General features: G+C 59.5%; 28 protein-coding genes and 1 pseudogene. 16 read left to right on the top strand and 13 right to left on the bottom strand.

Annotation, left to right across the window (positions count from 1 at the left end; all coding sequences use genetic code 11):
- Nucleotides 1-136: 136 nt before the first annotated feature.
- The 5 genes from AC1DK3_RS09025 to AC1DK3_RS09005 all read right to left on the bottom strand — a co-directional run bounded on the left by AC1DK3_RS09025 (nt 137) and on the right by AC1DK3_RS09005 (nt 4,367).
- Nucleotides 137-259 (bottom strand): hypothetical protein, encoded by a 123-nt coding sequence (locus AC1DK3_RS09025; RefSeq protein ID WP_477191889.1) that lies wholly within the window; start codon nt 257-259, stop codon nt 137-139.
- A complete protein-coding gene (locus AC1DK3_RS09020; protein ID WP_477191888.1) occupies nt 252-632 on the bottom strand; it encodes a terminase small subunit in 381 nt (126 codons plus the stop codon). Before AC1DK3_RS09020 ends, AC1DK3_RS09025 begins: the two co-directional genes overlap by 8 nt.
- Before the next feature lie 431 nt (nt 633-1,063).
- Nucleotides 1,064-2,698: a virulence-associated E family protein gene (locus AC1DK3_RS09015; protein WP_477191887.1), complete on the bottom strand. Its 1,635-nt coding sequence runs from the start codon at nt 2,696-2,698 to the stop codon at nt 1,064-1,066.
- A gap of 125 nt (nt 2,699-2,823) precedes the next feature.
- Nucleotides 2,824-3,018: a helix-turn-helix transcriptional regulator gene (locus AC1DK3_RS09010; RefSeq protein WP_477192894.1), complete on the bottom strand. Its 195-nt coding sequence runs from the start codon at nt 3,016-3,018 to the stop codon at nt 2,824-2,826.
- A gap of 134 nt (nt 3,019-3,152) precedes the next feature.
- Nucleotides 3,153-4,367, bottom strand: a complete 1,215-nt coding sequence (locus tag AC1DK3_RS09005; protein WP_477192893.1) for a tyrosine-type recombinase/integrase — start codon at nt 4,365-4,367, stop codon at nt 3,153-3,155.
- Between the two features lie 239 nt (nt 4,368-4,606).
- Between AC1DK3_RS09005 and AC1DK3_RS09000 the strand changes: the two genes are divergently transcribed.
- Nucleotides 4,607-4,924, top strand: coding sequence for a DMT family transporter (locus AC1DK3_RS09000; RefSeq protein WP_477191886.1), 318 nt, complete (start codon nt 4,607-4,609; stop codon nt 4,922-4,924).
- 104 nt (nt 4,925-5,028) lie between these two features.
- Here the strand turns inward: AC1DK3_RS09000 and AC1DK3_RS08995 are convergent, their stop codons facing one another.
- Nucleotides 5,029-6,510: an ammonium transporter gene (locus AC1DK3_RS08995; protein ID WP_477191885.1), complete on the bottom strand. Its 1,482-nt coding sequence runs from the start codon at nt 6,508-6,510 to the stop codon at nt 5,029-5,031.
- 780 nt (nt 6,511-7,290) lie between these two features.
- Here AC1DK3_RS08995 and AC1DK3_RS08990 point away from each other — a divergent pair.
- Nucleotides 7,291-7,620, top strand: a complete 330-nt coding sequence (locus tag AC1DK3_RS08990) for a hypothetical protein (protein WP_477191884.1) — start codon at nt 7,291-7,293, stop codon at nt 7,618-7,620.
- Nucleotides 7,621-8,007: 387 nt separating this feature from the next.
- The gene (locus tag AC1DK3_RS08985) at nt 8,008-8,622 is read left to right on the top strand and encodes a LabA-like NYN domain-containing protein (RefSeq protein WP_477191883.1); all 615 of its coding nucleotides are present in this window, start codon (nt 8,008-8,010) and stop codon (nt 8,620-8,622) included.
- A gap of 24 nt (nt 8,623-8,646) precedes the next feature.
- On the opposite strand, the gene AC1DK3_RS08980 is transcribed toward AC1DK3_RS08985, so the two are convergent.
- Both AC1DK3_RS08980 and AC1DK3_RS08975 read right to left on the bottom strand, forming a co-directional pair.
- Complete coding sequence (locus AC1DK3_RS08980) at nt 8,647-9,576, bottom strand: SphA family protein (RefSeq protein WP_477191882.1); 930 nt, start codon at nt 9,574-9,576, stop codon at nt 8,647-8,649.
- Nucleotides 9,577-9,608: 32 nt separating this feature from the next.
- The gene (locus AC1DK3_RS08975; RefSeq protein WP_477191881.1) at nt 9,609-10,382 is read right to left on the bottom strand and encodes a helix-turn-helix transcriptional regulator; all 774 of its coding nucleotides are present in this window, start codon (nt 10,380-10,382) and stop codon (nt 9,609-9,611) included.
- A gap of 91 nt (nt 10,383-10,473) precedes the next feature.
- Here AC1DK3_RS08975 and AC1DK3_RS08970 point away from each other — a divergent pair.
- From AC1DK3_RS08970 to AC1DK3_RS08960, 3 genes and pseudogenes are all read left to right on the top strand, one after another.
- Nucleotides 10,474-10,995, top strand: a pseudogene (locus tag AC1DK3_RS08970) (acyl-homoserine-lactone synthase); the annotation flags it as partial.
- A 124-nt stretch (nt 10,996-11,119) separates the two neighbouring features.
- The gene (locus AC1DK3_RS08965; RefSeq protein WP_477191880.1) at nt 11,120-12,439 is read left to right on the top strand and encodes a cytochrome P450; all 1,320 of its coding nucleotides are present in this window, start codon (nt 11,120-11,122) and stop codon (nt 12,437-12,439) included.
- 24 nt (nt 12,440-12,463) lie between these two features.
- Nucleotides 12,464-12,655, top strand: a complete 192-nt coding sequence (locus tag AC1DK3_RS08960) for a hypothetical protein (RefSeq protein WP_291161063.1) — start codon at nt 12,464-12,466, stop codon at nt 12,653-12,655.
- On the opposite strand, the gene AC1DK3_RS08955 is transcribed toward AC1DK3_RS08960, so the two are convergent.
- Nucleotides 12,652-12,900: a helix-turn-helix domain-containing protein gene (locus AC1DK3_RS08955; RefSeq protein WP_477191879.1), complete on the bottom strand. Its 249-nt coding sequence runs from the start codon at nt 12,898-12,900 to the stop codon at nt 12,652-12,654. The genes AC1DK3_RS08960 and AC1DK3_RS08955 overlap by 4 nt on opposite strands.
- Before the next feature lie 359 nt (nt 12,901-13,259).
- Between AC1DK3_RS08955 and AC1DK3_RS08950 the strand changes: the two genes are divergently transcribed.
- Nucleotides 13,260-13,580 (top strand): hypothetical protein, encoded by a 321-nt coding sequence (locus AC1DK3_RS08950; protein ID WP_477191878.1) that lies wholly within the window; start codon nt 13,260-13,262, stop codon nt 13,578-13,580.
- A gap of 89 nt (nt 13,581-13,669) precedes the next feature.
- On the opposite strand, the gene AC1DK3_RS08945 is transcribed toward AC1DK3_RS08950, so the two are convergent.
- A complete protein-coding gene (locus tag AC1DK3_RS08945) occupies nt 13,670-14,005 on the bottom strand; it encodes a hypothetical protein (RefSeq protein WP_477191877.1) in 336 nt (111 codons plus the stop codon).
- 300 nt (nt 14,006-14,305) lie between these two features.
- On the opposite strand from AC1DK3_RS08945, the gene AC1DK3_RS08940 reads away from it, so the two are divergent.
- A complete protein-coding gene (locus tag AC1DK3_RS08940; RefSeq protein ID WP_477191876.1) occupies nt 14,306-15,097 on the top strand; it encodes a lytic murein transglycosylase in 792 nt (263 codons plus the stop codon).
- 22 nt (nt 15,098-15,119) lie between these two features.
- Here the strand turns inward: AC1DK3_RS08940 and fabF are convergent, their stop codons facing one another.
- Nucleotides 15,120-16,418, bottom strand: a complete 1,299-nt coding sequence (gene fabF / locus AC1DK3_RS08935; RefSeq protein WP_477191875.1) for a beta-ketoacyl-ACP synthase II — start codon at nt 16,416-16,418, stop codon at nt 15,120-15,122.
- A gap of 16 nt (nt 16,419-16,434) precedes the next feature.
- On the opposite strand from fabF, the gene AC1DK3_RS08930 reads away from it, so the two are divergent.
- The 5 genes from AC1DK3_RS08930 (at nt 16,435) to AC1DK3_RS08910 (ending at nt 19,650) form a co-directional block, all read left to right on the top strand.
- Nucleotides 16,435-16,635, top strand: coding sequence for a hypothetical protein (locus AC1DK3_RS08930; RefSeq protein ID WP_477191874.1), 201 nt, complete (start codon nt 16,435-16,437; stop codon nt 16,633-16,635).
- 253 nt (nt 16,636-16,888) lie between these two features.
- Entirely contained in the window at nt 16,889-17,872 is a 984-nt protein-coding gene (locus AC1DK3_RS08925; RefSeq protein WP_477191873.1) for a peptidoglycan-binding domain-containing protein, read from the top strand.
- A 24-nt stretch (nt 17,873-17,896) separates the two neighbouring features.
- Nucleotides 17,897-18,253, top strand: a complete 357-nt coding sequence (locus AC1DK3_RS08920) for a lysozyme inhibitor LprI family protein (protein ID WP_477191872.1) — start codon at nt 17,897-17,899, stop codon at nt 18,251-18,253.
- 129 nt (nt 18,254-18,382) lie between these two features.
- A complete protein-coding gene (locus AC1DK3_RS08915) occupies nt 18,383-18,694 on the top strand; it encodes a hypothetical protein (protein WP_477191871.1) in 312 nt (103 codons plus the stop codon).
- Nucleotides 18,695-18,777: 83 nt separating this feature from the next.
- Entirely contained in the window at nt 18,778-19,650 is an 873-nt protein-coding gene (locus AC1DK3_RS08910) for an aldo/keto reductase (RefSeq protein ID WP_477191870.1), read from the top strand.
- Here the strand turns inward: AC1DK3_RS08910 and AC1DK3_RS08905 are convergent.
- Nucleotides 19,625-21,631 carry an MDR family MFS transporter gene (locus AC1DK3_RS08905; protein WP_477191869.1) on the bottom strand — a complete coding sequence of 669 codons (2,007 nt, stop codon included), beginning with the start codon at nt 21,629-21,631 and terminating at the stop codon, nt 19,625-19,627. The two genes, AC1DK3_RS08910 and AC1DK3_RS08905, sit on opposite strands and share 26 nt — an antisense overlap.
- Nucleotides 21,632-21,975: 344 nt before the next feature.
- On the opposite strand from AC1DK3_RS08905, the gene AC1DK3_RS08900 reads away from it, so the two are divergent.
- On the top strand, nt 21,976-23,073 hold the full coding sequence (locus AC1DK3_RS08900) for a D-alanyl-D-alanine carboxypeptidase family protein (protein ID WP_477191868.1): 1,098 nt from the start codon (nt 21,976-21,978) through the stop codon (nt 23,071-23,073).
- Between the two features lie 21 nt (nt 23,074-23,094).
- Here the strand turns inward: AC1DK3_RS08900 and AC1DK3_RS08895 are convergent, their stop codons facing one another.
- Nucleotides 23,095-23,433, bottom strand: a complete 339-nt coding sequence (locus AC1DK3_RS08895) for a hypothetical protein (RefSeq protein WP_477191867.1) — start codon at nt 23,431-23,433, stop codon at nt 23,095-23,097.
- Between the two features lie 173 nt (nt 23,434-23,606).
- On the opposite strand from AC1DK3_RS08895, the gene AC1DK3_RS08890 reads away from it, so the two are divergent.
- Both AC1DK3_RS08890 and AC1DK3_RS08885 read left to right on the top strand, forming a co-directional pair.
- Nucleotides 23,607-23,843, top strand: a complete 237-nt coding sequence (locus AC1DK3_RS08890; protein ID WP_339081296.1) for a hypothetical protein — start codon at nt 23,607-23,609, stop codon at nt 23,841-23,843.
- Nucleotides 23,844-23,863: 20 nt separating this feature from the next.
- Complete coding sequence (locus tag AC1DK3_RS08885) at nt 23,864-25,318, top strand: flippase (RefSeq protein WP_477191866.1); 1,455 nt, start codon at nt 23,864-23,866, stop codon at nt 25,316-25,318.
- Nucleotides 25,319-25,481: the final 163 nt, after the last annotated feature.

Genomic DNA, 25,481 nt, shown 5'->3' with positions numbered 1-25,481 from the left:
CCCACGCGGGCATCGCCACGATCGTAGCAAGCTCCTGCAACGCCCCTCCATCGCAAGGGATCAAACCGGCAGGAAGCCGCGAGGTCGATAATCGTTCGGATCTCGATTATGCCCGATGCCGATTTTCCGCGCAGCGCTAGCCATTGCGTTTCTCGCGCTCATACGCCAGCAGCGTCGCGAGGATACGCGCCGTCTCACGGTCGAGCTTGCACTGGGACAAGATCACTTCAAGCGCGCGAGCCGTCGAGACATCAGCCATTGCGCTTCGCCGCCCGCGCCAATCGCTCCGCGAGAGCATCCAGGCCCGTCACTTCGAACTTATCGTTGTATAGGGAGTGATGACGCGCGAGCATGTCGAGCGCGCCGTTCTCGTCGAACATCTTGCGCACATCACCGAACGCGACTTCAGCAATCGCCTTCAAGACGCGTTCGGCGTTCAGGTCGAGTTTGTCCGCGCGCTTCTCGGATGCTTCTGCAACGGCAGCCTTCACACTAGCTTTCGCTAACAGTCTCGCGCCTTGCTCGTTCGCGGTCTTCTTCGAATAGCCAGCACGGATCGCAGCCTGAGTTGCATTCAGGTCGATCAAATATTCGCGGACGAACAGCGCTTGTTTTGCGGTCAGGTCTGACATGCCGCGATGTTTACGCGGCGATGGTTGGCGGCATGCACGCATCACAGCGCAGCACATCACACCAAAGCCCGGCAGTGCTCTTTATTCAGCCTCGAACCAGGACTTCAGCAGCCGGTAACCGCCTTGCCAAAAGAGCCGGTTACCTCATAACGTGCTGATTTTGCTTCGATATTTCGAATGCAAGCCAGGTAACCGGCTACTTTTTCTAAACTTTATTTCTACTATACACCCCCCCTATGTATTGATGTATATGCCTCCTCTCCTCTCACCCTATATTTAAACCTACTTTATGAGTTACCAGTTACCTTATTGAAAATAGCTCAATGAAAACAACGCAGAACCGAGGTAACCGGCTCTTATTTAGCCGGTTACCAGCCGGTTACCGGTTACCAGCGCAGCCAAGAAAAAGGCCCGCCGAAGCGAGCCCTCTGTCACCAATCTGAATTAAGCGTCTCGGGCGGCGGCGGGTCGTCGCCCGGTTCACGCGGCCACCATGCACCGGGCGGGGGGTTGTCGCGATGGTAGGCTTTCACCACTTTCTTGCCCCGCTTGGCGGGCCGCGCCTCTGGCTCGAACCCGAGCCCGGCCAGCGCCTTCTGTAGCGAACGCCGCTGAAGGTCCGTGATTTTGTACGTGCTGCCTTCGTCGAGGCCGACGAGCTTCCACGCATCGCGCACCGCGAGCTTCACCGGGCCGTCCGGTATCTCGCCGCCGATCAGATCACCCCATGCGCCGTAATCCGTCTTTCCAGTGTTCGCCGCGTTGTTCTGCTCATACAGCGCGTCATCGAGATAAAGCGCCTCGTCCGGCTCAGCCGCCACGGCCTCAGACCATAGCTGATCACGCACGGACACAAGCCCGTCGACATCAGCCGTGCCCGCGTCGACGACCCAGAAGCGCCTATTGCCGGTCAGGGATGTCAGGAAGCGTTTCTCGTTCGATGTCCCGAACAGGATGAACTCGCGCCGCACTTCCGTTTCCGTCCGCGCGTATGCCTTGCGCGCGCGATCCGACTGCGTTGTCACGAAGTGCTTCACAGTCTCGACCTCGCGACGGCCCGCGCCGATCATCTCGGCCATCTCGATCAGCCACTTGCCGGAAGATTGCTCGATGACGGTCTTCACGTCGGATCCAATTCGAAGCTGATCACCGAACCAACGTGGATCCGGACAGAGCGCACGGAGCAGCCGGGACTTGCCCAGGTTTTCCGGACCGGCCAGCACCAGGACGTGATCGAACTTGCGGCCCGGCTGGAACACGCGGCGCACAGCGGCGCAGAGCATTTTGCGAGCGAAGGCCCGCGTCAGCGGCGTTGCCTCGACGCCAAGATATGTTTCGAGCCATCCATCTAAACGCGCCACGCCATCCCACTCAGGAAGCCCGCGCAGATAGTCCTTCACCGGATGGAACGAGTTTTCACGCGCGACGCGCTCGATCACCGGGGGGACGGTGGAGAACTTCGGCGCTAGCTCTTCCGTCTCAAGCCATTCGACGATGTGCGAAATATCAACGTCGACAATCTCGCGCCGAGACCACGCGCCGCTTCCATTGTCCCAGGGCGGCCGGTTGGCGAGAACGATGCGACCGGCGAACTCGTCGTATCCGAGCACGCCGCTCATTTCTTCATGGTGCAGGAGGTACATCGCCCAGTTTTTTGCGACGCCGGGCTTGAGCTTGTCGTCCTTATTGTAGACGCACTTCATTTTCCAACTGTCATCCGCCGCGACCGTCTTGCCCGTGCGGATGTCCGTCACCGTTGCCTGTCGCGGCTTCTCCTGCTGCGCCGGCTTTAGTTGCTGAATGATCTCCTGCGAAGACTTCCCGGCAGGAGCAGGAGGCGACGGCCTTGCCGCAGGCTTTGAAGCGGCGGGCAGCTCCCCAAACTTAGGCTCGTTGGGCCATTTCATACTGCGGCGCTCGTCCCACTCGTCGACAGGCAGCACCGTCTCGCGCATGTAGGAAGTGATTTCTTCCGTGGTCCATCCGTCGTCTATCGCGTCGGCGCAATCCCAGCCCTTCGGCGGCTTCTTGCCCGACTGCCAGTCTTCGAACGTGTATTTTTGCATGATTGTGCCCGGCCAGGGTTGCGCCGAGGCGAACTCGGGCCGACAGCATTGCCGTCAATGGTTGTCGGAACGAGCCCGACCCTTGAAAGGTCGGGCTTTTCTCTGCCCGACATGACGGCGGAAGTTCAGGCCGCGTCACGTGCAGCTTTAGCCTTCTCGATTACGTCCAGGATTTCGGAGCGTGGCCACCGGGACATTCCGCCCAGCTTCAAAGGCCGTGGCACGGTGCCATCGGCAATACGCCGCCAGAATGTTGGCACGCTGATTTGGAGGATCGCCGCGCTCTCCTTCGCGCGGAGCAGCGGATCAACATGCGCCAGCGCTGTAATCCCGTCTCGGGAGGTTTCGTTTGGTCCAATCATTTCAAGTGCCTTTCATTCGGTATTGCCGAACGAAAGAACTAGGCACCAATGGTTGTCGCGTAGAATACCCTGTCCCAATATCTTTCAGATGATTACGCAACCGCAGCTTCAGCGTGCCGTACAAGCACTGAGAGCTGCCCGTCTTTTCCAGTGACGTGCATCGCCCAGCGCTCCATGAATTTGGCGCGATGTTCGATAAAGTCCGTGCGCCGATACGCTCGCTCGACCGCGGAACCGGACTTATGGGCCAGGATCGTTTCCGCGACCTCGTGCGGTGCATCGGTTGCTTCGGCCAGCCAATCGCGCAGCGATGAGCGGAAGCCGTGCGGCCGGGCTTCCAGCTTCCGGCGTTCCATAAATCGCGACAGCGTCATATCGGAAATCACAGCCTTGCCGGTGACATTCGGAAACAGAAAACCGCCTCGCGCCAACGGTCGCGCCTGATCGATCACGGCCAGCGCCTCAGCCGAGAGCGGCACGCGGAAATCAGACGCCGCACCCTCACGAGACTTCATCATTTCAGCCGGAATAGTCCACACACCGCCGTTGATCTGATCGGCATGCAAATGGCGCAGCGGGCGGCTGCGAACCCCCGTAAGGATCAGCAGCTTAAGCGCCAGATGGGTGATGGAGCCATCATTCAGAGACGCGTAGAAAGCCGGAACGTCTTGCCAAGGCATCGCCGGAATGTGGATTGCCTTGTGGTGGGTCGCGCCAATCAGCGCCTTTGCCTTGTCCACGACCTGAGTATCGACATCCAGGCCGAGAGCGGCGGCATGGCGAACGACGAGATTGAGGCGGTTGAGGGCCTTCCGCATCGTTTCGAATTTCGTGTCGCGCAATGGCTTAAGGGTGTCGCGAATGTCCACCTGATCGAGATCAGCAACCGGAATCACTCCCAGCTTTGGCAGCACATGCAGTTCGAGGGGCGTCATCCAGCGACCGGCCTTGCCTTGTCCTTTCAGATTGGCCTTGATCGCTTCGAAGCAATCAGCCGCCACATCCTTCAACAGATGACGGTTTTTCGCCGCCTCACGCTTCTGCCGCACGCGCTCTTTAATGGGATCGTCGCCAGCCCGAACGACCGCCCGCCACTGGTCGGCCACCTTGCGCGCTTCGGCCAGTCCGACATCGGCAATCGAGCCGAGGCCCATCTCACGGCGTCGCCCATGCACGACGACGCGCAGCACCCATTTGCCAGTGTCGCGGGCGCTCTTGACGAGCCAAAGCCCGCTGCCATCCGAATACTTGCCGGCAGGCAATTGCTTCACGGCAACCGCACTTAACTTGTCTTTGCCCTTTGCGATGATCCACCCCCCAGTCCACCCTCTGCATCTAGATGGAACGAGACGGATTGACAATCGTTGCTAAGGGCCCGCCGAGATTTCTCAATATTTTCAACATTGCACCGCGTTGCTAGAAGCTCGTTGATAATGCATGATGTGTCATGACATAGAGATCATGTGCCCTCCTGGGGCACCATCCAAATTTTATCATCAAAAATTCACGTACTTAGGGACGGTCCGGCCCTAAATATGGAGGGGCCGTGGCCTGGATTATGTTGCTCGCCGCAGGCGCTCTGGAAATCGTATGGGCGATTGCGATGAAGCAGTCGCTTGGATTGACGCGGCTTTGGCCAAGCCTGGTTATGGTTGCGGCGCTGGCGACCAGCCTGGTACTTCTCGCCCTGTCGATGAAGACCCTCCCTCTCGGAACGGCGTATGTAGTTTGGACCGGCATTGGAGCGGTCGGCACCTTTGCCGTCGGCATTCTCTTCCTGGGCGAACAGGCGACCGCAACCCGCTTCATAGCGGCTTCCCTCATTCTGGCAGGAGTCTTGCTGCTGAAAGCGTCGACCGACTAGGAGATTGATGGCGCGGTCCACGGGCGCGGCAAATCCCGTTGCAAACCGCGCATCTTCGGAGCCGAAAACATGGGCTCCGAAGATCCTGCCTGCTTCCTGCCGCCCTAGTGAACGATCTCGCCGTGGAGCGTCAAATCGAGACCCTCGCGCTCGACATCCTGGGCGACACGCAGGCCGATCGTCCAATCGATGAGCTTCAGGATGATGAACGTAACGATCACATCGTAGACCAAAACGATCGAGATACCGGCCGCCTGATTGATCACCTGATGCGGATTGCCTTCGATCCAGCCCGGTGTGCCGCCATATTCGGAAATCGCGAAAACGCCTGTCAGCAGCGCGCCGACGATGCCGCCGACCCCGTGCACGCCGAACGCATCGAGCGCATCGTCATAACCGAACATGTGCTTGAGGCCGGTCGTACCCCAGTAGCAGAAGACGCCCGCGGCAACGCCGATGACCAAGGCGCCGACCGGCCCAACGAAACCTGAGGCTGGCGTAATTGCGACGAGCCCCGCAACGGCCCCGGAGCAAATACCGACCACAGTCGGCTTTTGCCGCATCGTCCACTCGACGATCATCCAGGTGAGGGCGGCGATCGCCGTCGCAAGCTGTGTGACGAGCATCGCCATGCCGGCTTGAACGTTAGCCGTCACCGCCGAGCCGGCGTTGAATCCGAACCAGCCGACCCAGAGCAGTGATGCCCCGATGAAGGTCAGAACGATATTGTGCGCGGGACCGCTGTCCTTCCGGGCCCCGAGCACAAGGCAGGCAATCAGCCCGGCCGTGCCCGAGTTGATGTGGACGACCGTGCCGCCGGCAAAGTCGAGAACCTTGAACCACGCCTGATCGTTGCTCGCATTCAAAATCCCGCCCGGACCCCAGACCCAGTGCGCGACCGGTGCGTAGACGACGGTCGCCCACAAGGCGATGAACCAGAGCATCGCCGAAAACTTCATGCGCTCCGCGAAGGCGCCCGCAATCAGCGCAGGCGTGATGATCGCGAACGTCATCTGGAAGCAAATGTAAACGGTTTCGGGAATCGTTGGCGCAAGCGGGCTTGGATTGGTCGTGCCTGTCGCGATATCGCTCAATATGCCTTGCAGAAATGCTCGATCGAGCCCCCCGATGAATGGCGTGCCCGCACGGAACGCTAAGCTGTAGTTGAAAGCGGCCCACAGAACCGTCACCAGACACGTGATCGCGAACGACGTCATCACGGTGTCGCCGACGTTTTTCTTACGCACCATGCCGCCGTAAAACAGCCCGAGACCGGGGATGGTCATCATCAGGACGAGCGCAACCGAAGTCAGCATCCATGCGGTGTCGCCGCTATTCACCGTACACTTCTCTTGCGTCTTCGCATCGCAAGCCGGAGGCGACGGCGGGGCGGGAGGAGCCGCGGCGGGCGTCGAAGGGGTCGCGGCGGGAGCGGGCGCGGTGTCCTGCGCGACCGACAACGACGATGCGAAGCAACTGGCAAAGCTTGCCACGAACAACGCAAGGACAATGCTACGAAATATTCTAGCGATCGATGGAATTTTGCCCTTCGTGAATTCCGCGAAGGGAATGTGAGAATGCAGCATCGCCTAAATCTCCCTGATCGAATTCGAAAATGGGATTGAAATCGTCGACAAGTATTTCTTTCGTGGTCAATTCGTCCGCATGCGTATCAACGCGTACAAATTCACTCCCCGGAAGCCGGCGAGGAACGGCGAGTAGCGTCGAGAGAAAATGGAGTTGGAATTTTCGAGAAGATCTCACATCGAAAAACGATCGCATCCGCAACGTCGATCGAGATCGGCGCTTCGCGCAACTCAGGACGCTTGAACGGCCATAGAGCAGCTGTGATCGGTTTCATGGGCCCCCGGTTCAATGTCGTGGAGGCGGCCGAACCCCGCGTACAATGACTGAGGGTCCGATGAGAAAAGAAACAAAAATCGTGCCAGCCTGACTAAAATATAGTCAAGGCCTTGAAAGTATGCGCAATGAGCGTTCAGAGAGCTGACGAACGATTGGGATGTATACAGTGCATCTGCCCGAAACCTGTGCACCAAGCTATGAAACTGCAAAGATGTTGATCATTGCACTCACGAAGTTCCTTAGCGGCCCGGGTCTGGCTTGAGCTTGTCAGATCGTAAGATGCGATGCGCCGCAGCAACGAGCAGAGCCATAGCCCTAACCCCGCAACATTGATCGCGCGAACTTACGTAGAGCCGCGCCCCGCTGGATGGCTGACGAACAAGCAAGACACTGCAATCATTCGTTACCGGCAAAGGCYGGCCTGTAACCCGGCCCCGTCGGGAAAACCGGAACCGAATGGCACCCATTTCGTTCCCCCTTCGAAGCAATTTGGAGGAAACAAGATGTCATATGAAGATCCTCGCTCCGGTCGGGAGCGCAACCTCGGCCAAGACGATGTAGCCAATTCGACGGGATCATGGATCGCGGGCATTATCGTGGTCGCGGCTATCGCGCTAGGCGGTTGGTATTACTACAATCACACCCAGCGAGTTGCCGATCTAAATCATCCCACGACGAACGCGGCGACTGACACCACCAAGTCCTCGGCGCCTGCTGATACCAGTTCGTCGTCGACAGGCGCTTCGACAGGGACCAGCGGCAGTACCAGTGGCACGAGTCCGAACACCGACATGGGCGTGAAGACCCCCGCGCCGGCCGCCCCGAAACCGTAAAGCCGTAAAACACCAAAACGAGAAAGGACCCGCGCTCCGTAGAGACGGGTCCTTTTTCGTTGTCTGACTTGACCCCGGCCTCCGCGCCCGTTCCGTTCGCGGCGCGCCTCTCTAGGATGAGCAGGCAGCGAGCCCTGGCCGCGGAAGTCTCGTGTGCAAGTGCACCCCCCGCCCCCGCTCGATGGATAAAAAATCCGCGCCAGACCCAACTTGACTATTGCTTGTCTCTCTAAGAACGCCGTAATTGCTACGTATAAAGACTAATATTGCGACTTCGACCGCGCGATCGGCTGGTGGCGGCTCCTTCCGATTGCCTTACAAATCGATTTCTTCACCCCAAGAACAAGATGCTTCGGGATCACCTCGTGCGTCAGTCCAGGCAGAAAGATGAAGCTCTATCCGAACGAACGAACCCTGATCCTGATAGACGGGGCGAGTTTTCACGCGTCAGCGAGATCATTGGGATTTGACATCGACTACCGGCGCCTCCTGGACCTCTTCCAAAGCAAGGTTCAATTGTTGAGAGCGCACTACTACACAGCCATCCCTGAAGACCCCGAATTTTTCGCAATACGCCCCTTGGTCGACTGGCTCGATTACAACGGCTATTCAGTCATCACCAAGCCGATGAAGGAATTCACCGACGCATCGGGTCGAAAGAAGTTCAAGGCGAATATGGACGTCGAGTTGGCCGTCGACGCAATGCGAATGGCCAATCAGCTCGATCACATAATCATCTTTTCGGGCGACGGAGATCTTCGCAGCCTCGTCRCAGCCCTCCAGGAGTTGGGAAAGCGTGTCACCGTCGTTTCCACCCTTGAGACGGATCCACCCATGATCTCCGATGAACTGCGCCGGCAAGCCGATCATTTCATTGATTTGGCGGACCTGGAAAATGAGATCAATCGCACATATGCCGACGCGCGGAAGAAACCCGCCTGCAATAAACGCAACTCTGCAGAGGCGCGCGACCTGGCCAAAATCGACGAGAACGAGAATTAAACCTCGGTCGTCCGCTGTCCGCCGTTAAAATTTGACTGCGGCGGTCACACTCAAAATATCGCCTTGAAACCGATTGGTCGCATCGACTTCGTGCAGCCATTTTCCGACGATCTTGCCCGGAATGCCGAGAGAGGTCGTGTTCCAGAGAAGCGCCGGTCCGATGGCCGCGGATGAGCTCCGGATCTTCGGCGCCCCCGCACCGCTGTCATCGGTAAATTGCGAATAAACGTAGCCGTGCAACCCGATCGCAAAATCTTGCGACAGGTATCTGTTGAGCATGCCGTCCAGATGGAACTCATTGCCGGTCCGGTAATCCGTCGCGGTATTCTTGGTGTTGAACATGAGGCCGGGCACGAGCGAAATCTCATACCCCTGTTTTTGATCGAGCCAAGTCAACGCAAGAACGGAATCGAAGCTGTAGTAATTCCGGCTTGAGTTCAGAGCCGCGCTGCGGTCGTAGGCGCCCGCCGGCATGATCACCGCTTGATAGGCGCTCACAAAGAGGTTGCCGGACGACCAATAGAGAATGAGCGGCGAGACGCTCGTGTCGCCGCGATTTGAGACGCTCGCGTCGAGACTGAACGGCGGCGGCTTCGCTTCGAGGTTGGCATCGAGGTAGGTCGTGTACGAGCCGAACGCGACGGTCGCGCCGAAAAGCTTGTAATCCGTTACGTATTGAAACCCGCCGAGATAGAGCATGGCGCTGGCGGACACCGTGTTCGGAACCGCGGGGCCTTTCAGCTTCGCTTGGTAGCTATAGGCCGTTCCATAGACGTAGAGACCTGCCGGCGGCGCGACCGCCACCGCAAAGTCTCCGTAGTAGCCGGGAACATAGTTGGTCAGCCCGCCTTCGGCGGCATGCGCGGGCGCAACGTGGAGCGATGCGAACGCGACCATCGCAGCGGCTGCCGCTTTACGCCCCAATCCCACCCCTAAGCCACTATCGCCGGACAATCCCCCGCCTCGCTTCCAAATTCAACAGACGCTCAATAGTCGATCAAACCGAGGTAGAGAGCGCGAACCGCAGCATGCGTTTTGTTCGATGCGCCAAGCTTGCGCATGGCGTTTCGCAGATGACTTTTGATCGTCTCTTCGCTGAGACCGAGGATTTCCGCCGTTTCCCCGACAGTCTTCCCCCGGCCGGCCCACGCGAGCGCGTCGCGTTCGCGATCGCTCAGCGGCACGCTCGCCACCGACTCGGGCGCCAGCAGGCGATTGGGATCGTCTCTGTGTTTTTCGGCAATCAGATCGACCGCGCGCTGAACCCAGTAGACCAGCACCACATGAAGATCGATCTTCTTGCGCAGGAGCATGAAGCGGAAGCGGCTGATCGTGTCCTTCCAATAGAAGGAACATAGGCTCGAATTCATTCGGCCTAAGCGGTCCCGGTAATGAAAGGGAACCACGACACCGTTATTGAATCCGTGGTCCCGCGCGGCTTCCATAATTTTGTATGCGCCGGGCTTGGGCCCGCTCGGCACACTCGGCAGCGGCACCTCATCCCAAGAAAATGGCGTATTGGTCCGTCGCGCGAATTTCACGCAGTGATCGACATGGACAAACTTGTTCGACTTGTAGTCGCTCTCCCAGGCGGTGCCCGTCGTGCCCATGTAGAACGGCACATCCTGGTGCGGATTCCCGACATCCAGAAAGTTGAACGACGCAAACCCGTAGTCCTCTGCAATTTTCTGCAGCGTGTCTCTGAGTTCGTCGAGGTCGCTTGAAGCTTCGACCGCAGATATCGCTTCTTCAACCGTCATTTTACCGACTCTCCCCCATTCAGGGGATTTCCCAAGCAGGTCATCTCGCGAAAAACTTCCCTATCGGAAAACACCAGCACACCAAGTGCCGATGAGGTCGAAAACTTTGCGCACAGTAGTGGCCATGAGTACCCAAAGACCGAGACTGGTTGCGAAACTTTGCAATGTCCAGAGCAATTCGGCACTCGTGACCGAATTTCAGGAGTTCCGAAGGAAACTCTTTGTCGACACCTTGCAATGGGACTTACCTGTATTCGGAAATCTTGAAATCGATCAATTCGACGGCGCCACCGCGACCTATTGCGCCATCTATGCCGACGGCAAGCTGATCAGCGGATTCCGGGCCATTCGCTGTGACCACGAATATTTGGCCCTTTCGGTATTCCCGCAACTCGCCAGCGAGCGCCCATATCCAAGACAGCCGGATATGTGGGAAATCAGCCGCCTGGGCGTCAATCCGCCGGACCTGAATATCGCCGGCGTGACCTACGCGGTCATGCTTCACCTTGCTCGGCTGCGCGGGGCCAAAGCCCTGGTCGCTCTGGTCGACCTCTGTCACGAGCGGTTGCTCAGACAAATCGGCATCAAGACCCGCCGCTACGGGTCTCCCCAGTACATCGGTGACGACCGAAAAGGCCGGCGCCTCACCGCGGTCGCCGGCGAAATCCCAATCCAAGAGCAGGGCGGCGAAGCCTACGACGCGCTCATGGACCTCCTCCAAACAGTTGAGATTATCGATGAAACATTGGTTCTCAGACCTGAGATCGTTCAATCGGGATCCGCTCAAGTTCTTCCTGACCCAGGCGGAATCGGCGATCGATCCTCTGGTGAGGCTCCATCTTGGGCCAAAGCCAGTATGGCTGGTAACAGATCCTGATCTCGTCAGGCATCTGCTCAAGGCCGACGAGATCCTCGTCGACAAGGGGCGGTTCGTCAGCAAGCTTCGCCCCGTCGTCGGCCAGAGCACGCTGACGCTCAACGGCGAAGAAAATCGCAAGCGCCGCGCGGTCCTTCATTCGGTTTTCGCGAAAGGCGTCGCGCAGCGGTTCGTCCCTGAGATGTCGGCCGCCATCCGCGAGGCCGCCGTTTCCGCTTCCAGGCAACCGGACGTTTCCGCCCACGCGCTGACCGCTCCGTTGGCGCTACGCATGATCTGCATTGCCATGTTCGGCAAGGACGTGCTTTCGCGCGGAGACGAGCGAGCGATCGTCGAGGCGGTTCGCCTTGTCGAAGCCGATCTCGCGGACGATCTGTTCCGCGTCTTGCCGCTTCCGCCTTGGAAGGCCGCCGCCCGCCGGCGCAAGCGGGAATTGGCAAGGAGAATGATCGATGCCGTTGTCGCGAGGGTCCGCGCCCGCGCAGCATCTTCGACCGCCGTCGGCGCGTTGATCGCGCTTGGGCTATCCGACGTCGAAATCCGCGACGAGATCGTAACGATGCTGCTCGCCGGACATCACACGACAGGCTCGGCGGCGGCGTGGATCATGTATTATCTGGGCACGGTGCCCGGCCTCGCCGAAGAGCTGGCCGCCGAAGCCGAAGCCTCCTCAGACGACGCGGGCGAGTTGCGGCCTGAAATTCTGCCGCGCGCCTCAAAAAGTCTGGCGTTCGTGCGGGAAGTTTTGCGGCTTTACCCGTCGGCTCACTGGTTCTCGCGCGACGTCAGAACCGACATCACCGTCCGCAACATCCCCCTGAAGTCAGGCGACTCGCTGATCTTCTGCCCCTGGCAATTGCACCGCGACGAGCATTACTGGATCGATCCCGGCAAATTCGACCTGACGCGAAACTTCACGGGAAAAGCCTACCTCCCGTTCGGAGCCGGTCCTCGTGTTTGCATCGGAATGGGATTGGCGAACCTCGAATTGCAGCTGCTAGCTTTGGAAATGGCAGCGGCATTTTCGATCACGATCAAAAGCGCCGTGCCCGCGCCGTTGCCGACACCGTCCGTCACACTCATTCCGCCGGATATCCAATTGTCGCTCAAGGTTCGCGAACCACGCGAGCGAAGCATCGTTCTCCCGCGTGAGCCGATGCCGGTTCGTGCAGCATCCTGAAAATAAGAAAAGTTAAACCACACCATGGAACGCCCGTTCTTCTTCGAACACGACCAGCCCGACGAATTGGTTGTGAACTTGTGCCGGATCGTGGACGCGATCCGCGAGGCGATGGACACCTCCCAACGCCGCCAACAAAGCAATGTCACGGCAGAACTCGCCATGCGGCTTCGGCAATTCGCCGATCTTATCGACCGCCTGCCGCCAGCCGACTAGTCGACCGGCTCGGCGAGCACGCCGAAAATGTCCGCCAGCCGGACTTTCAGAGCTTTTGCAATTTCATGTAGCTCGGCTGTCTTGAAACGAACCTCGCCGAGTTCGCGACTTGCATAATCACCGACGTCCATTCCGGAAACGCGGGCCATGTATTCGGCCGAAATGCCCGACGCATGTCGAAAAAGACGGATGCGTTGGCCGATGAGGGAATCGACCCTGCGATACCCTCCTCCAAAACGAGGCATTCGTGTGTAGCCCCCTGCTTATGAATTGCTCCGCCCGATCAAGAGACCTTACCCGGGACGGTTGAACCGCTCCCCGAATAATACCTTGAAGGCATCGGACCGCAATAGAACGCGCCCAATCATCTCGGGCCCGCGTGAAGCTCACGACGCCAACGGCCGGATGAAGAAATTCTCGCAAATTTGCGAAGCAACTTGTGCTCAATTCTGCCCGAGGCGAATGCGGGAAGAACCCGCGCGATGTGATGTATAGACGCCGCAACTCCCCCGAAATCGGCAGTATCCGTCTCATTTGCTATCCCCTGTGCTCGTGAGAGCGTGGCACGCTCGGCGCGCCATCACAATCACTGGGAGTGAATTCGATGCGCAAGATTTCCGGCCAGATTTCGGGCCAAATTTCCGGGTTGATGCTAGCGCTTCTCGCCGCCGCAACCTTCCCTTCGACAGCCGACGCCAGGGAATGCTTCAAAAAGGCTTCGCTGGGATCATCCCCCCTCGGCGAAACCAACGCAAAATTCCTGGCCGATGAATCACTTCTTCAGCAGACGGACATGGGAGTGTTTATGGTCTGGCTGAGCGGCGCCGGAACACCAGGCTATAGCTTCGGCCCGCGCAAGTACCACTGCACTCAAGACGGCATGATGTCGACCTGTCACGCACAAGCGACCATCTGCAAGATGTAAGGCAGACAATCGTTCGACGACGGGGCGGCGGCGGGACTGCCCCTTTTTATCGCTCTCACATACGCACCGAAACAGCGCTGATCGCGCCTTCAATCCCGATCTGAAATCCTGATTTCGTTTCGCGTTCGCGATTGCCGGCCGAGCGACGCGGTCGCGTTCATCGCTTCGTCCTTACGCGCAGCCCCCTGTTCCACTCCCGAACGAGGACGTGATGTTCGCTGCGACACGTCCAAAGCACCGAGCAACTCGTTGAAACGGGAGGCATCGGCCTCCGCCTGCGTACGGTGCAGAAATTCCGAAATCGGCGACTCCTCCGCGCAAATCGAGATGCAAAATACGAGAATTCCGACGACGAGCAGACCGGCCATGATTGCGGCGGCATCGCTCAGCGAGAAGGGATCAGTCGTTGCGGCTCGGATCATCATGGGGCTCGGTCCTCCGGATGCGAAGGTCACCTTGTCTCCGAGTTCGCTCCGAAGCTGTTCCCCGCGTTACAGCCGCTCGCAGGCTGCTCTGTTGGCCGAATTCCCCCTCGGTCTTTGAAAACAGCAGATTTTCCGCGCGATGAGATGCGCATTTGGCGACAGTGAGAAGATGTGACAGTAAGGACGGCACCCGACGACTTGGCCCACCCTTCCTCACGTTTCCCCGGCGAATCCGAAAGAAGACCTATGCCGTCAACCTCCATTGCGCCCCTCAGGCTCAGGATGAACGCGATATGGCTTATGGGCCTTTTGCTCCTGGCCGCACCCGGCGATGCGGCAGCAGCTCAGTGCGGCAGCGGCCCGGCAGGATTTGCAAACTGGCTGCAGCGGTTCCGGCTGCAGGCATCTGCACAGGGCATCGGATCCGGAACCATCCTATCGACTCTTTCCGACGTCACCTATGACCCGGCAGTCGTTCGCCTCGACCGCTCGCAGCGATCATTCAAGCTGAGCTTTCAGCAATTCTACGCACGGCGCGTCGACAAGGCGTTGATCAATCGCGGACGCGCAATGATGCAGCGTCACCGCGCGCTGCTCGATCGCATCGAACAGCGCTTCGGCGTACCGGGCGCGGTGATCGTCGCGATCTGGGGCCTCGAAACGCATTACGGCGCCGACGCCACCGCCCGCTATTCGATCATCCGTTCGCTTGCAACCTTGGCCTACGATTGCCGCCGCAGCGAATTCTTCACCGGTCAATTGCTCGATGCGCTGCGGATCGTCGAACAAGGCGACCTGACGCCCGTACAATTGCGCGGCGGCTGGGCGGGCGAAATCGGCCAGACGCAATTTCTTCCGACGCCGTACGTTCGCTTCGCCGTCGACTTCGACGGTGACGGCCACAAGGATCTGATCCACAGCGTGCCGGACATCCTCGCTTCGACGGCGAGCTTCCTCGCCGGCCACGGTTGGGAGCGCGGCGGCAGTTGGGAGCCTGGCTCGCACAACTACGGCGTCATCGCCCAATGGAACAAGGCCGACGTCTACGACCGGACGATTGCAGCGATGGCTGATCAGCTGAGCGGCGGCTAAGGGCTGCCGCAACAATCGACGGTCAAGACCAGCGCCGGAAAATCACCGACGCGTTAACCCCGCCGAAGCCGAACCCGTTCGAGAGAACGTATTCGACGTCGCTTTTCCGCGCCTCCGGACCGATGAGATCCAGGCCCTCGGCTTCCGGATCCGGGTCGGTGAGATTGAGTGTCGGCGGCAGCACGCCGTTCCGCAATGCGAGAATGGAAAATACCGCTGCGAGCCCACCGGCAGCGCCGAGCAAATGCCCCGTGGCCGACTTGGTCGATGAGATCGCGGGCCCCCTGTTGCGCTTTGAAGCTACTCCATTGCCGAACATCGTACGCATCGCTGCAAGCTCACCCGCATCGCCGACCGGCGTCGAGGTCGCGTGCGCATTGAGATAACCAATGGCGTCAGGCGAGAGCCCTGCCATCGCGAGTGCATCACGCATGGCCCTCAACGCCCCGTTCCCATCGGGCGGGCCTGAAGTGAGGTGAAAAGCATCCGCGCTCGTGCCGTATCCAACGACTTCCGCGAGCGGAACAGCACCGCGACCCAAGGCATGCTCCTCGCTTTCGATCACGAGCATGCCGGCGCCCTCGCCCATCACGAAGCCGTCTCGAGCCTTATCGAACGGTCGCGACGCTTTTTCCGGCGCGTCGTTAAAGCCGGTCGAAAGCGCACGCGCGGCTGCAAATGCCCCAAGCGCAACTCTGTTGATGCACGCCTCTGCGCCACCGCAGACCACGACATCGGCCTCCCCGCTGCGGATCAATCGCATGCCGTCGCCGATGGCTTGCACGCTCGCCGCGCACGCCGTTACCGGCGCGCCGATCGGCCCCTTGAGACCGAACAGGATCGAGACATTCCCGGCGGCAAGGTTGACGAGAAACGACGGAACCGTGAACGGCGAAAGCTTTTTGGCGCCGCGATTGTCGACCGTCCGCACCGCGTCCGTAATCGTGAGAAATCCGCCGATGCCCGACGCGATGACCGTTCCCGTCCGTTCGCGCGACCGCTCGTCTTGCGGAGCCCATCCGGCTTGCGCCAGGGCTTGCCGCGACGCGTCGATCGCAAAATGAATGAAGCGATCCATCTTCTTGCGGTCTTTGGCGGGAACCGCCGCCGCGAGATCGAACCCTTCCGGATCTTCAGAAATATCGGGAACAATTCCACCGACCTTGCAATCGACATCCGGGACGATCGCTTCATCGAGGCGCCGTATTCCCGATCGACCGGCGATGAGACGTTTCCATGCCGCGTCCACGTTCGCACCAAGCGGCGACACGAGCCCCATACCGGTCACCACGATCCGTGAACCTGTTTTACGATCTGCCACAGTGGCTCCCTTTCAGATGTTGATCACGACAGCCCCGCACGACGCAGAAGTACGTAAGGCCATCGGATTGAGCCAGATAAATTATATCGATAATTTAAAATCACAACCTGCACCGGCAAGTGGTGCCGTCCGCGATGAAATTTCACAGAAATTGGAAACCGTTGAGGCGGCTCTCGGAATTCTTCCCGCCCATATTGTATTCGCAATCCTGCTGTGACTCACTCGCCACCACGAGCTCGCGACGAACTGATTTTGCCAACCGATTTTGGTTGAAGCTGGCACGGGCGCACTAGGCGGCCTCAACGGCGGGGCTTAAAAAGTCCCACGCGCCGTCTCCACACGGAGTTTTGCTCGATTGCGGGTTATGCCAGCCCATGTCAGAAAGGCAAAAGCGTTTCGGGCCGTATTTCGAGCTTCAAGTCGCCGGTCGGTTTGTGTCTGTAGCGTTTGTGATGTGAAGAGTATCGCCTGTGAGCGTCGTTCGAAAAATAGCCGCGAGTTTCTCCAGCACGGCCGGAGGCTTCTTTCTCCTGTCGATGACAGTGGCACTGGGCCTCGTACTCTACGTTGTCACCACACCCGACAGCGTCTCGGCACCCGTCCATATCGACGCTATCGCAGTGCCTCCGCTCGTAAGAGCCGTTCCCGTCTCATCGCCATCTCCGTCCGCTAATGTCGTCAAGATCGCATCGACGGCCTTGACCAAACCCGTCGCAGCACCCGTTCTTCCATCGGATCGCGGCGCGCGCGTGCGCCAGTTGCAGAAGGCTCTGGCGCGGGCTCAATGCTACAACGGTCCGATCAGCGGCATCTGGAGCGACGCATCCAAAGACGCGATGCGCGGTTTCGCTGAAACGGTCAACGCGCTGCTCCCGGTCGATAGTCCAGACGATACGCTCGTCGCCTTGGTCGAATCCAATGAGACCGCTGTATGCGCTCGCGGCCGCGCGATATCGACGGGCACGTTGACGACTGAGCTTCGCTCAACATCGCTTCCGCGAGCGCATGAAGAATCCTCGCCTCCAGCGGCACCGCCGCCTGCCGCAGTCGTACAGCGATCATCGGCAGACGAACGAACCATGCTCGATCATCCTTGGGCGCCGGCCGAAATGCTCACGCCTCCGAAGGAAATCGTAGCTGCGATTCCCGCACAGGAAGAACCACGCGTTCCGGCTGTTGCAGTAACGGCCGTTCACGCCGCCTCGGCCAATGACGCTGCAGCACCGGCTCCTTCCACAATTCATTTCCGGGACAATGAAGTCCTGCCACCTCCGCAGGCGAACGACCCGTCATCGGCCGCATTGGCGCCTGATGCCGAAGCCCCCGTCGCCCAACCGCCAAAGCCGAAGAAAACAAAGACCGCGAAACGCAAGCCCAGCGAATATGACGACATGCAAAAGTCAATCAGCAAAGGCTTCGATACGCTCCAACGGTCTCTCTCGTCGATGTTCTAAAGGCCAAGTTGCGGGAGAAATTTTATGCGTTGGATCGCACCCGCAATGATGGCCATAGCCGTCGCGTCGCTCTCGGCGCCGGCCAATGCAGCCGACTACGCCGCGCTCGAATGTGACAAGGCGAAATCGCCAGCCGAACGAACGATCTGCAGAAATTACGATCTCGGTCAAAGCGAAGCTCGGATGGCGACGTTGTTTACCATCACGACATCGCTCGTTGTCATGGGACAGCGCGGCAATATCCAGGACGACCAGCGCAAATGGCTGCAGTCCCGCGACGCTTGCGGCAAAAATCTCGGCTGTCTGCGGGAAAGTTACGCTCGGCGCATCCAGGAACTCGAAAATGTCATGGCAGGCATCGCGTCACGCGGGCCATATTGAGCACTGGCGACTCCTGGCCCATATGTCCACTGGAACGCACCCCAGCATTTAGCGTTCAGCGATGAAACCCGGCCTGAAAACCCGGACGCTTCGTGCCCGCATGCACCTTGCGCAAATTGGAGATCTCGTATGACGAAGTCCAATACCGCACGGATTTGCCTTTTAACGATTGCATTCGCCGCCGCCGCCGCAACCACATCCGCAAGCGCCATCGAATGCAACGAAGATTATCAGATTGTTCAGGGCCACCCGATATCGACGCCCTTCTGCCGCGATAACAACCTCGCGGCCGTGGCACGGAAGTACGGATATAAGGTCTCCGACAGCACCATCCGCAACAACCCTTCCCGTAAAGCAGAAATCTGCAGGTACATCGGCAACGACATTCGCGTGCAGACAGCGTGCGAGGAAGTTCTGCCGGGTGCCCGCGATACTCGCTAGTTTGATTGTGACAGTGCCGCGATTTTCGCGGCACTTCCCTTTCGATCAAACTCGCTAGCCCCCCCGCAGAAAGGTAGAGAGCCATGTCCACAACCACCGCAATAAAAAATCATTCCGGCACGTTCGCCATCGGCGGCGACATGACGGTCAACCGGCTCGGCTTCGGTGCAATGCGCATCACCGGCAAAGGCATTTGGGGCGAACCGGACGACAAGCAAGAATCACTCCGCACGCTTCGCAGGCTCCCCGAACTCGACATCAATTTCATCGACACGGCCGATAGCTACGGGCCAGAAGTCAGCGAGCTGCTGATCCGCGAAGCGCTCCATCCCTACAAAGGTCTGATCATTGCGACAAAGGCGGGCCTCGCACGAACCGGTCCCGACGTATGGGTTCCGCTAGGCCGCCCCGAATACCTTCTTCAAGAAGTGAAGATGAGCATTCGCAGACTGGGGGTTGAGCGCCTCGACCTTTGGCAATTGCATCGCATCGATCCGAAAGTTCCGCAGAACGAGCAGTTCGACGCCATCAAGTCGATGCAAGCGGAAGGTCTCATCCGGCACGTTGGACTAAGCCAGGTCAGCGTCAAGGAAATCGAAGCGGCGCAGAAGTTCTTCAAGGTCGCGAGCGTCCAGAACCTTTACAATCTCGCAGATCGCAGCAGCGAGGACGTGTTGGACTTTTGCGAGAAGCACAACATGGGCTTCATTCCGTGGTTCCCGCTTGCATCCGGCGACCTTGCAAAGCCCGGCTCGCGTCTCGATGCAATCGCGAAGAAGCACAACGCCGTTCCGAGCCAAATCGCGCTCGCATGGCTGCTGAAGCGCAGCCCGGTCATGCTACCCATCCCCGGAACGTCGAAGGTCAAACATCTCGAAGAGAACGTCGCCGGAGCGAACATCAAGCTGAGCGACGCCGAATTCGCTGAGCTCAGTGAACTGTCGAAGAAGAAATAGCAAACGCTGGCGGCAACGGTGGCGAGCTCGCAAAGGAGTTCGCCAACTTTTTCATCATCGCGACGACTTCCGGATGCTCGTTGCGGTCCCAGTCCTGCAGCATGTGCGCGAGGTCGGCTTCCCGTTGGCGAAGAAGACGCTCGTAAATCGATCGGCCTTTGTCTGTTAGTTCAATAACGCTTCCCGCCACGCGGGCCATACCGGCGGCTTCGAGCCGGCCGAACGGACGCGGCGGCCGCGTTTCCTTGGGACCGAGCATCTTGCGAAGGTCATCCTTCTCCGCTTGACCGCCCCGTTCGCCCAAGCGCGCCAGAAGCCACAACTCATCCGGCTGGAGTTCGACGCCGAGACGAGAAGCCGCCGTCTGATAGACGCGCCACCGATTTTCCCGCGCCGTAATGCGCTCGACGATCCGCTCGAGTTCATCGAGTGAGGTCGCGTCGCGCGGCATGAGCAACGGATCGGACGAGGGCTCCTTCGTGATGCTGCTTCGGAGCGGCACTTCCTCGATAGCGAAGGACAGCAGAAACGCGGCGAGCGCCAACAGCGTCGCGGTACGGAACACGGGATGCAACGCCGCGATGAAGAAATTGTCATAGGCGGACTTCATCTCTCCCGTAAGCGCTGCAACGGCATCGGGATTGGTCAACGCCGTCGAGAGTTCGGGCGCCGATGCCATGATCTCCCGCTGCAGCACGAAGGCAAAGATCGCCCCGAACATTGCAACGCCGACGCAGCCGCCGATCGATCGAAAGAGCGTTACCCCCGAAGTCGCGACACCGAGCTGTTCGAAATCCACGGCATTCTGCACCGCCATGACCAGGATCTGCATGACCATGCCAAGGCCGAGCCCGAGAACGAGCATGTAGACGGACGCCGTGAATGGCGTGGTTTCGATCGTTATGCGCGACAAAAGCATCAGCGCAATCGTCATGATGCCGGTGCCCACGATCGGAAATATCTTGTAGCGCCCGATCCGCGCGATGATCTGGCCGCTCACGATAGAGCTGGTAAAAACGCCGAGCATCATGGGCGTGAGATGCCAGCCCGCACTCGTCGGATCGAGGCCTTTGACGATCTGGAAATATAGCGGCAGGAGCGTGATCGATCCGAACAGCGCTAGCCCGACGATGAGACCGATGGAGGCCGCGATAATGAATGTCCGGTTTTTGAAAAGCGACAGCGGCAGCAAAGGATCGATGGCTTTCGTCTCGACATAAATGAACGAGGCAAGCGACACGACGCCAAGCAGCGAGAACGCGAATAAGCTGACGGGCGCTTCCTTGACGAGAACCGCCCCGAAGCTCGTGACGAGCACGAGCATCGACAACGCCGTCCCAAGCAGGACGGCGCCCGCGTAGTCGATATAGATGTCGGACTTCTGGAGGTGCGGGCGGAACGTTCTATTGATGACGAAGAGAGCAAGGATGCCGAACGGCAAGTTGATCAGAAATATCCAGCGCCACGAAAAGTTCTCGACGGTGTAACCGCCGATCAGCGGTCCAAGCACCGTCGATAATCCGAATATCCCGCCGACGAACCCTTGGTATTTTCCCCTTTCGCGCGGCGGCACGATGTCGCCGACCACCGCGACCGAAGTGACGATCAAGCCGCCGCCGCCGAGACCCTGCACGATGCGGAAGGCGATGAGCTCCGGCAGATTTTGCGCGATGCCACAAAGCGCGGACCCGACGAGAAAAATGATCACCGCCGCTTGCAACACCAAGCGGCGTCCGAAAAGGTCGCCAAGCTTCCCGTAAACCGGAACGACGACGGTCGTGGCCAGCAGATAAGCCGTCACGATCCAGGTGAGGTGGGAAAGGCCGCCGATCTCGCGCACAATGGTCGGAAGCGCTGTCGCGACGATCGTCTGGTCGAGCGAGGCAAGCAGCAGCACGAGCGAGAGCGCGAAAAAAATCGCCATGCGGTCGCGCGTGCTGGTTTCAGGCAGAGGCAGGGCTTCGGAACGGGTGTGCTGCATGATGCGGAAACGCCGAACCCGTGATTATGTGGCGTATGTATTTTTTGGACAGGGCACGATTTAAACCGGACATGTCAACAGGCATTGGGCGGGGCGACGCCTCTATTGCTCTGCGGCGTACCAATCGGTGGAACCCAACGAGAGCAATGCGGTATTGTCTCTTGGTGGCCGGGACTCGGGTGCGGGGAAAGCGCGAATTGCTGAACCCTGCTCATGGGGCATTTATCCGCAGGGTAGCGCCGCACGAGCAACACAACCCATCATAAGCTTGGCGCGAAATCGGGTTCGGTTGGCCCATCTTCACGAATATGCTAGCCGAGCTTTGGTGAAAACTGAGGACGTTCATGCGGTCACGCGCAGCCTGCATAGTTGCAACATTGTTGATTTGGCTGACGGCCGGCCCGTCGGCTTCGGCGAACCCGACGCTGCTGTTCGAGCCCGCAACCGGCAAGATCCTCTACGCCGAGGACGTCGACGACATCTGGCACCCCGCCTCGCTGACGAAGCTGATGACCGCCTACGTCGCCTTCGAAGCGATCAAAGAGGGCAAAATCCGTCTCGACGATAAGATCTCGTGCTCGCTGGTCGCGACGCTGCAGCCACCCAGCAAGGTCGGATTGAATGTCGGCGCTACGCTGTCGGTCGAGCAAGCCCTGCAAGCGGTGATCATCAAATCGGCCAATGACGTAACGGTCATGCTTGCCGAGGCGGTTTCCGGAAGCGAAAGCGCCTTCATCGACCGAATGAACGCGACGGCGCGGCGCCTTGGCATGACGCATACGAATTTTGTCAATACGAACGGCCTGCCGGACCCGGGCCAGCTCACGAGCGCGCGCGACGTCGCAAAAATCGCCCGTGCCGTGGTCAGCGAATACCCGCAATATGCAAGTTACTGGGCGATGCCCGACATGCGCATCGGCAAGCGGCGCCTCGGCAGCCACAACGCCCTCCTCAGAACGTTCGCAGGGGCCGACGGCCTGAAGACCGGCTTCACATGCGATTCCGGATATAACGTCGTTGCCAGCGCCACCCGCGATGGCCGGCGCCTCATGGCGGTCGTTCTCGGTGAATCGTCCGGCAATGAACGGGCGATCCGCGCCGCGAGCCTGTTGGAGTACGGGTTCCAAAATTACGACTGGAAGCAGCTTTTCAACACGACCACCATCGATACGTTGCCGATGGACCCGAGCGCCAAAGGCATTACCACGGTACGCGATACGGTGGCGGCATGGGGCTGCGGCGGCCACAAGCGGCACACGGCCAGCGGTAAACACAAGTCAAAAAACAAAGTCGCAACGTCCAAAGACAAAAGCGCGAAAAAGAGGAGCGAAGCCGCTGGCGACGCGCGCTCGGCATTGAAGGGGCCCGACACAGAGGGAGCGTCTTCAAATTCAACGGCCGGCGCAGCCCAGCCGCAAGCCGCCCAAGCTTCTCCTGAATAAGCCTGCCACCAACGCCAGCTGCTAGACGATCAGGTCCAGCGGCCCTTTTTGAAAGATGCAGCCTGGCGGTTGAGCCGTGTCGGGCGGCGACGCCTGGTCGGAACCAGCCCCATCCTGGCCGTTATCGTTGTCGCCGGGCGCCGGTGGCTTCACCCCGAGAGATCCGTCGTCGGACGGTGTACCGGGATTTGCGTCCGGCGTGTCCTCTTTCGGCTCCCCGTTCTGGGCAAGTTCCATTCCGGCACAACTCAGGATCGGGGACGCGTCATAGTTGGCTGCACGATCGGCTGCGTGTCCGGCCGCGACGACCGGAAAATAGACCGTCGCGAAGAACGCCGAAGCCCTCAAAATCCAAGTCATTTCGCAATCGTCCTAGCTTTTCGCAGCTCAGAGGTGAGGCGCCGCGCGGCGCTACATTACCTCTGATTAACCACACGTCGGAAGAAGCGTGCTGCGACTGAGCACAATATGGCGTCAAACTTGCTTTTCCGAAATCCGTCAACCTGGATTTAAGCCTTGAGTAGGACCTTACGATGGCCTTGCCGTTGCGCGCGACGCAGAACACCGACCTGGACTTTACGCCACCGCCACAAGATCTCGGCGCCATGGCCGAAGTCCTAGAAGGCAAACACGGATCATTCGCTGCGGGGATCGCCGACTTCTTCGCCCTCTATCATGGCCAGCGAGGGGACGCGGGACGGGCTTGGGCATGGACGGGGATCGCTGAACTCGTTCGTAGCCGCGAACGGGATCGCCTCGAAGGCATCTGAACGACGGGAATTCACTGCAAGTGAAGAGCGCGACAGCCGAGAAGCTCTGCCCGGCCGGGGGCGTCGCGCATGAGGAAACCGCGCCAACGCGCGTCGAGCAGCCCCGCACGCCTTTCGCAATCGCGCGAGACATCGTCGCCGGGCTCCCGAAACTGACCGTCAACCTCATCGCTTCTAAGGACGAGCGCGAGCGCACCCAGCGCGACGCGATCCTCGCCTTTGCTGTCCGCCTTCTGAGCGCTGGACTTCTCTACCTCACGCAAATCGTGCTCGCCCGCTGGATGGGCGGCGCGCAATACGGAATTTACGTCGCGGTCTGGACCTGCGTCCTGATCCTCGGGGCGATGTCGCACCTCGGATTGAATTACGCCTCGATCCGCCTTGCGCCCTCGTACCGCGAAACCGGCGACTTTGCGCATCTCCGCGGCCTGATCTGGGGCGTACGTATGCTGGCGCTCGGAGGCGGCACCATCGTCATGCTGCTCGGCGTTCTTGGAGTCTGGCTCTTTAGCGACCGCATCGAGCCGAACTTCGTCTTGCCCCTCTATCTCGCACTCGTCTGCATCCCGCTTTACGCTTTGACGGACGTGCAGGACGGCATCGGACGCGGCAACGGCTGGATGAGCACAGCGCTGGTGCCGCCATACGTGCTGAGGCCGCTGCTTCTGCTCGCGAGCATGTTCGTCGCCAATCATGCCGGACTGCCGATGAATGCCGCCACCGCGGCCGGCGGCGCAATCGTCGCGACGTGGCTCGCCGGATTGCTTCAAGCGCTTTCGATAAACAAGCGCGTGCGCGCGACAATCCCAGCTGCGGAGCGCGAGACGGATTTCCGGTCGTGGCTGGCGATCTCCGCCCCGCTCCTGGTCATCCTGACGGCCGAGCTGCTTCTCCAGAATACCGACATCCTCGTCGTCTCACGCTTCATGGCGCCGGCCGACGTCGGCATCTATTTCGCGGCCGGAAAGACGATGGCCCTCATCATGTTCGTCCACTATGCAGTCGGAAGCGCGGTCGCTCACAAGTTCGCGGCATTCCACGCACGCGGAGACCGCGACGGCCTGCGAACGTTCGTTAGAGACTCGGTCAACTGGACGTTCTGGCCATCGCTCGCCGGTGCGGTGATCATCCTCGCATTGGGAATGCCGCTTCTTTCGCTCTTCGGTCCGAACTTCGATGCCGGCTACCCGGTGATGTTCGTTCTCGTCGTCGGCTTCCTGTTCCGGTCGGCGATGGGTCCGGCAGAATTTCTTCTGAACATGCTGGGTGAGCAGAAGCTCTGCGCGACCGTGCTCTTCTCGGCGGCGCTGCTCAACATCGCACTCAATTTAGCGTTTGTTCCGGCTTACGGCATGATTGGCGCAGCGGCCGCAACTGCATTTTCGTTGATGACGGCGGCATCGCTGAACGCGCTCGTCGTATGGCGCCGACTCGGTATCAAGATGCCGATCTGGAACAACCTGCCGAAGTTCTGATCCCACTCGGATTCCCCTTCCCTTCGACGTTGAGGGGTCAGGGTCTGATCCCGCTCGGATTCCCCTCCCCTTCGACGGGGAGGGGTTAGGGGTGGGGTGGAGTGAGGTGAGAACAAAAATGGCTCCGGTTGAGCGGAGCCACTTGCAAAATGCGTCCTTCGCG

This window comes from Hyphomicrobium sp. 01T421, from assembly GCF_056398805.1.
This window is presented reverse-complemented; position numbering and strand designations above follow the sequence as displayed.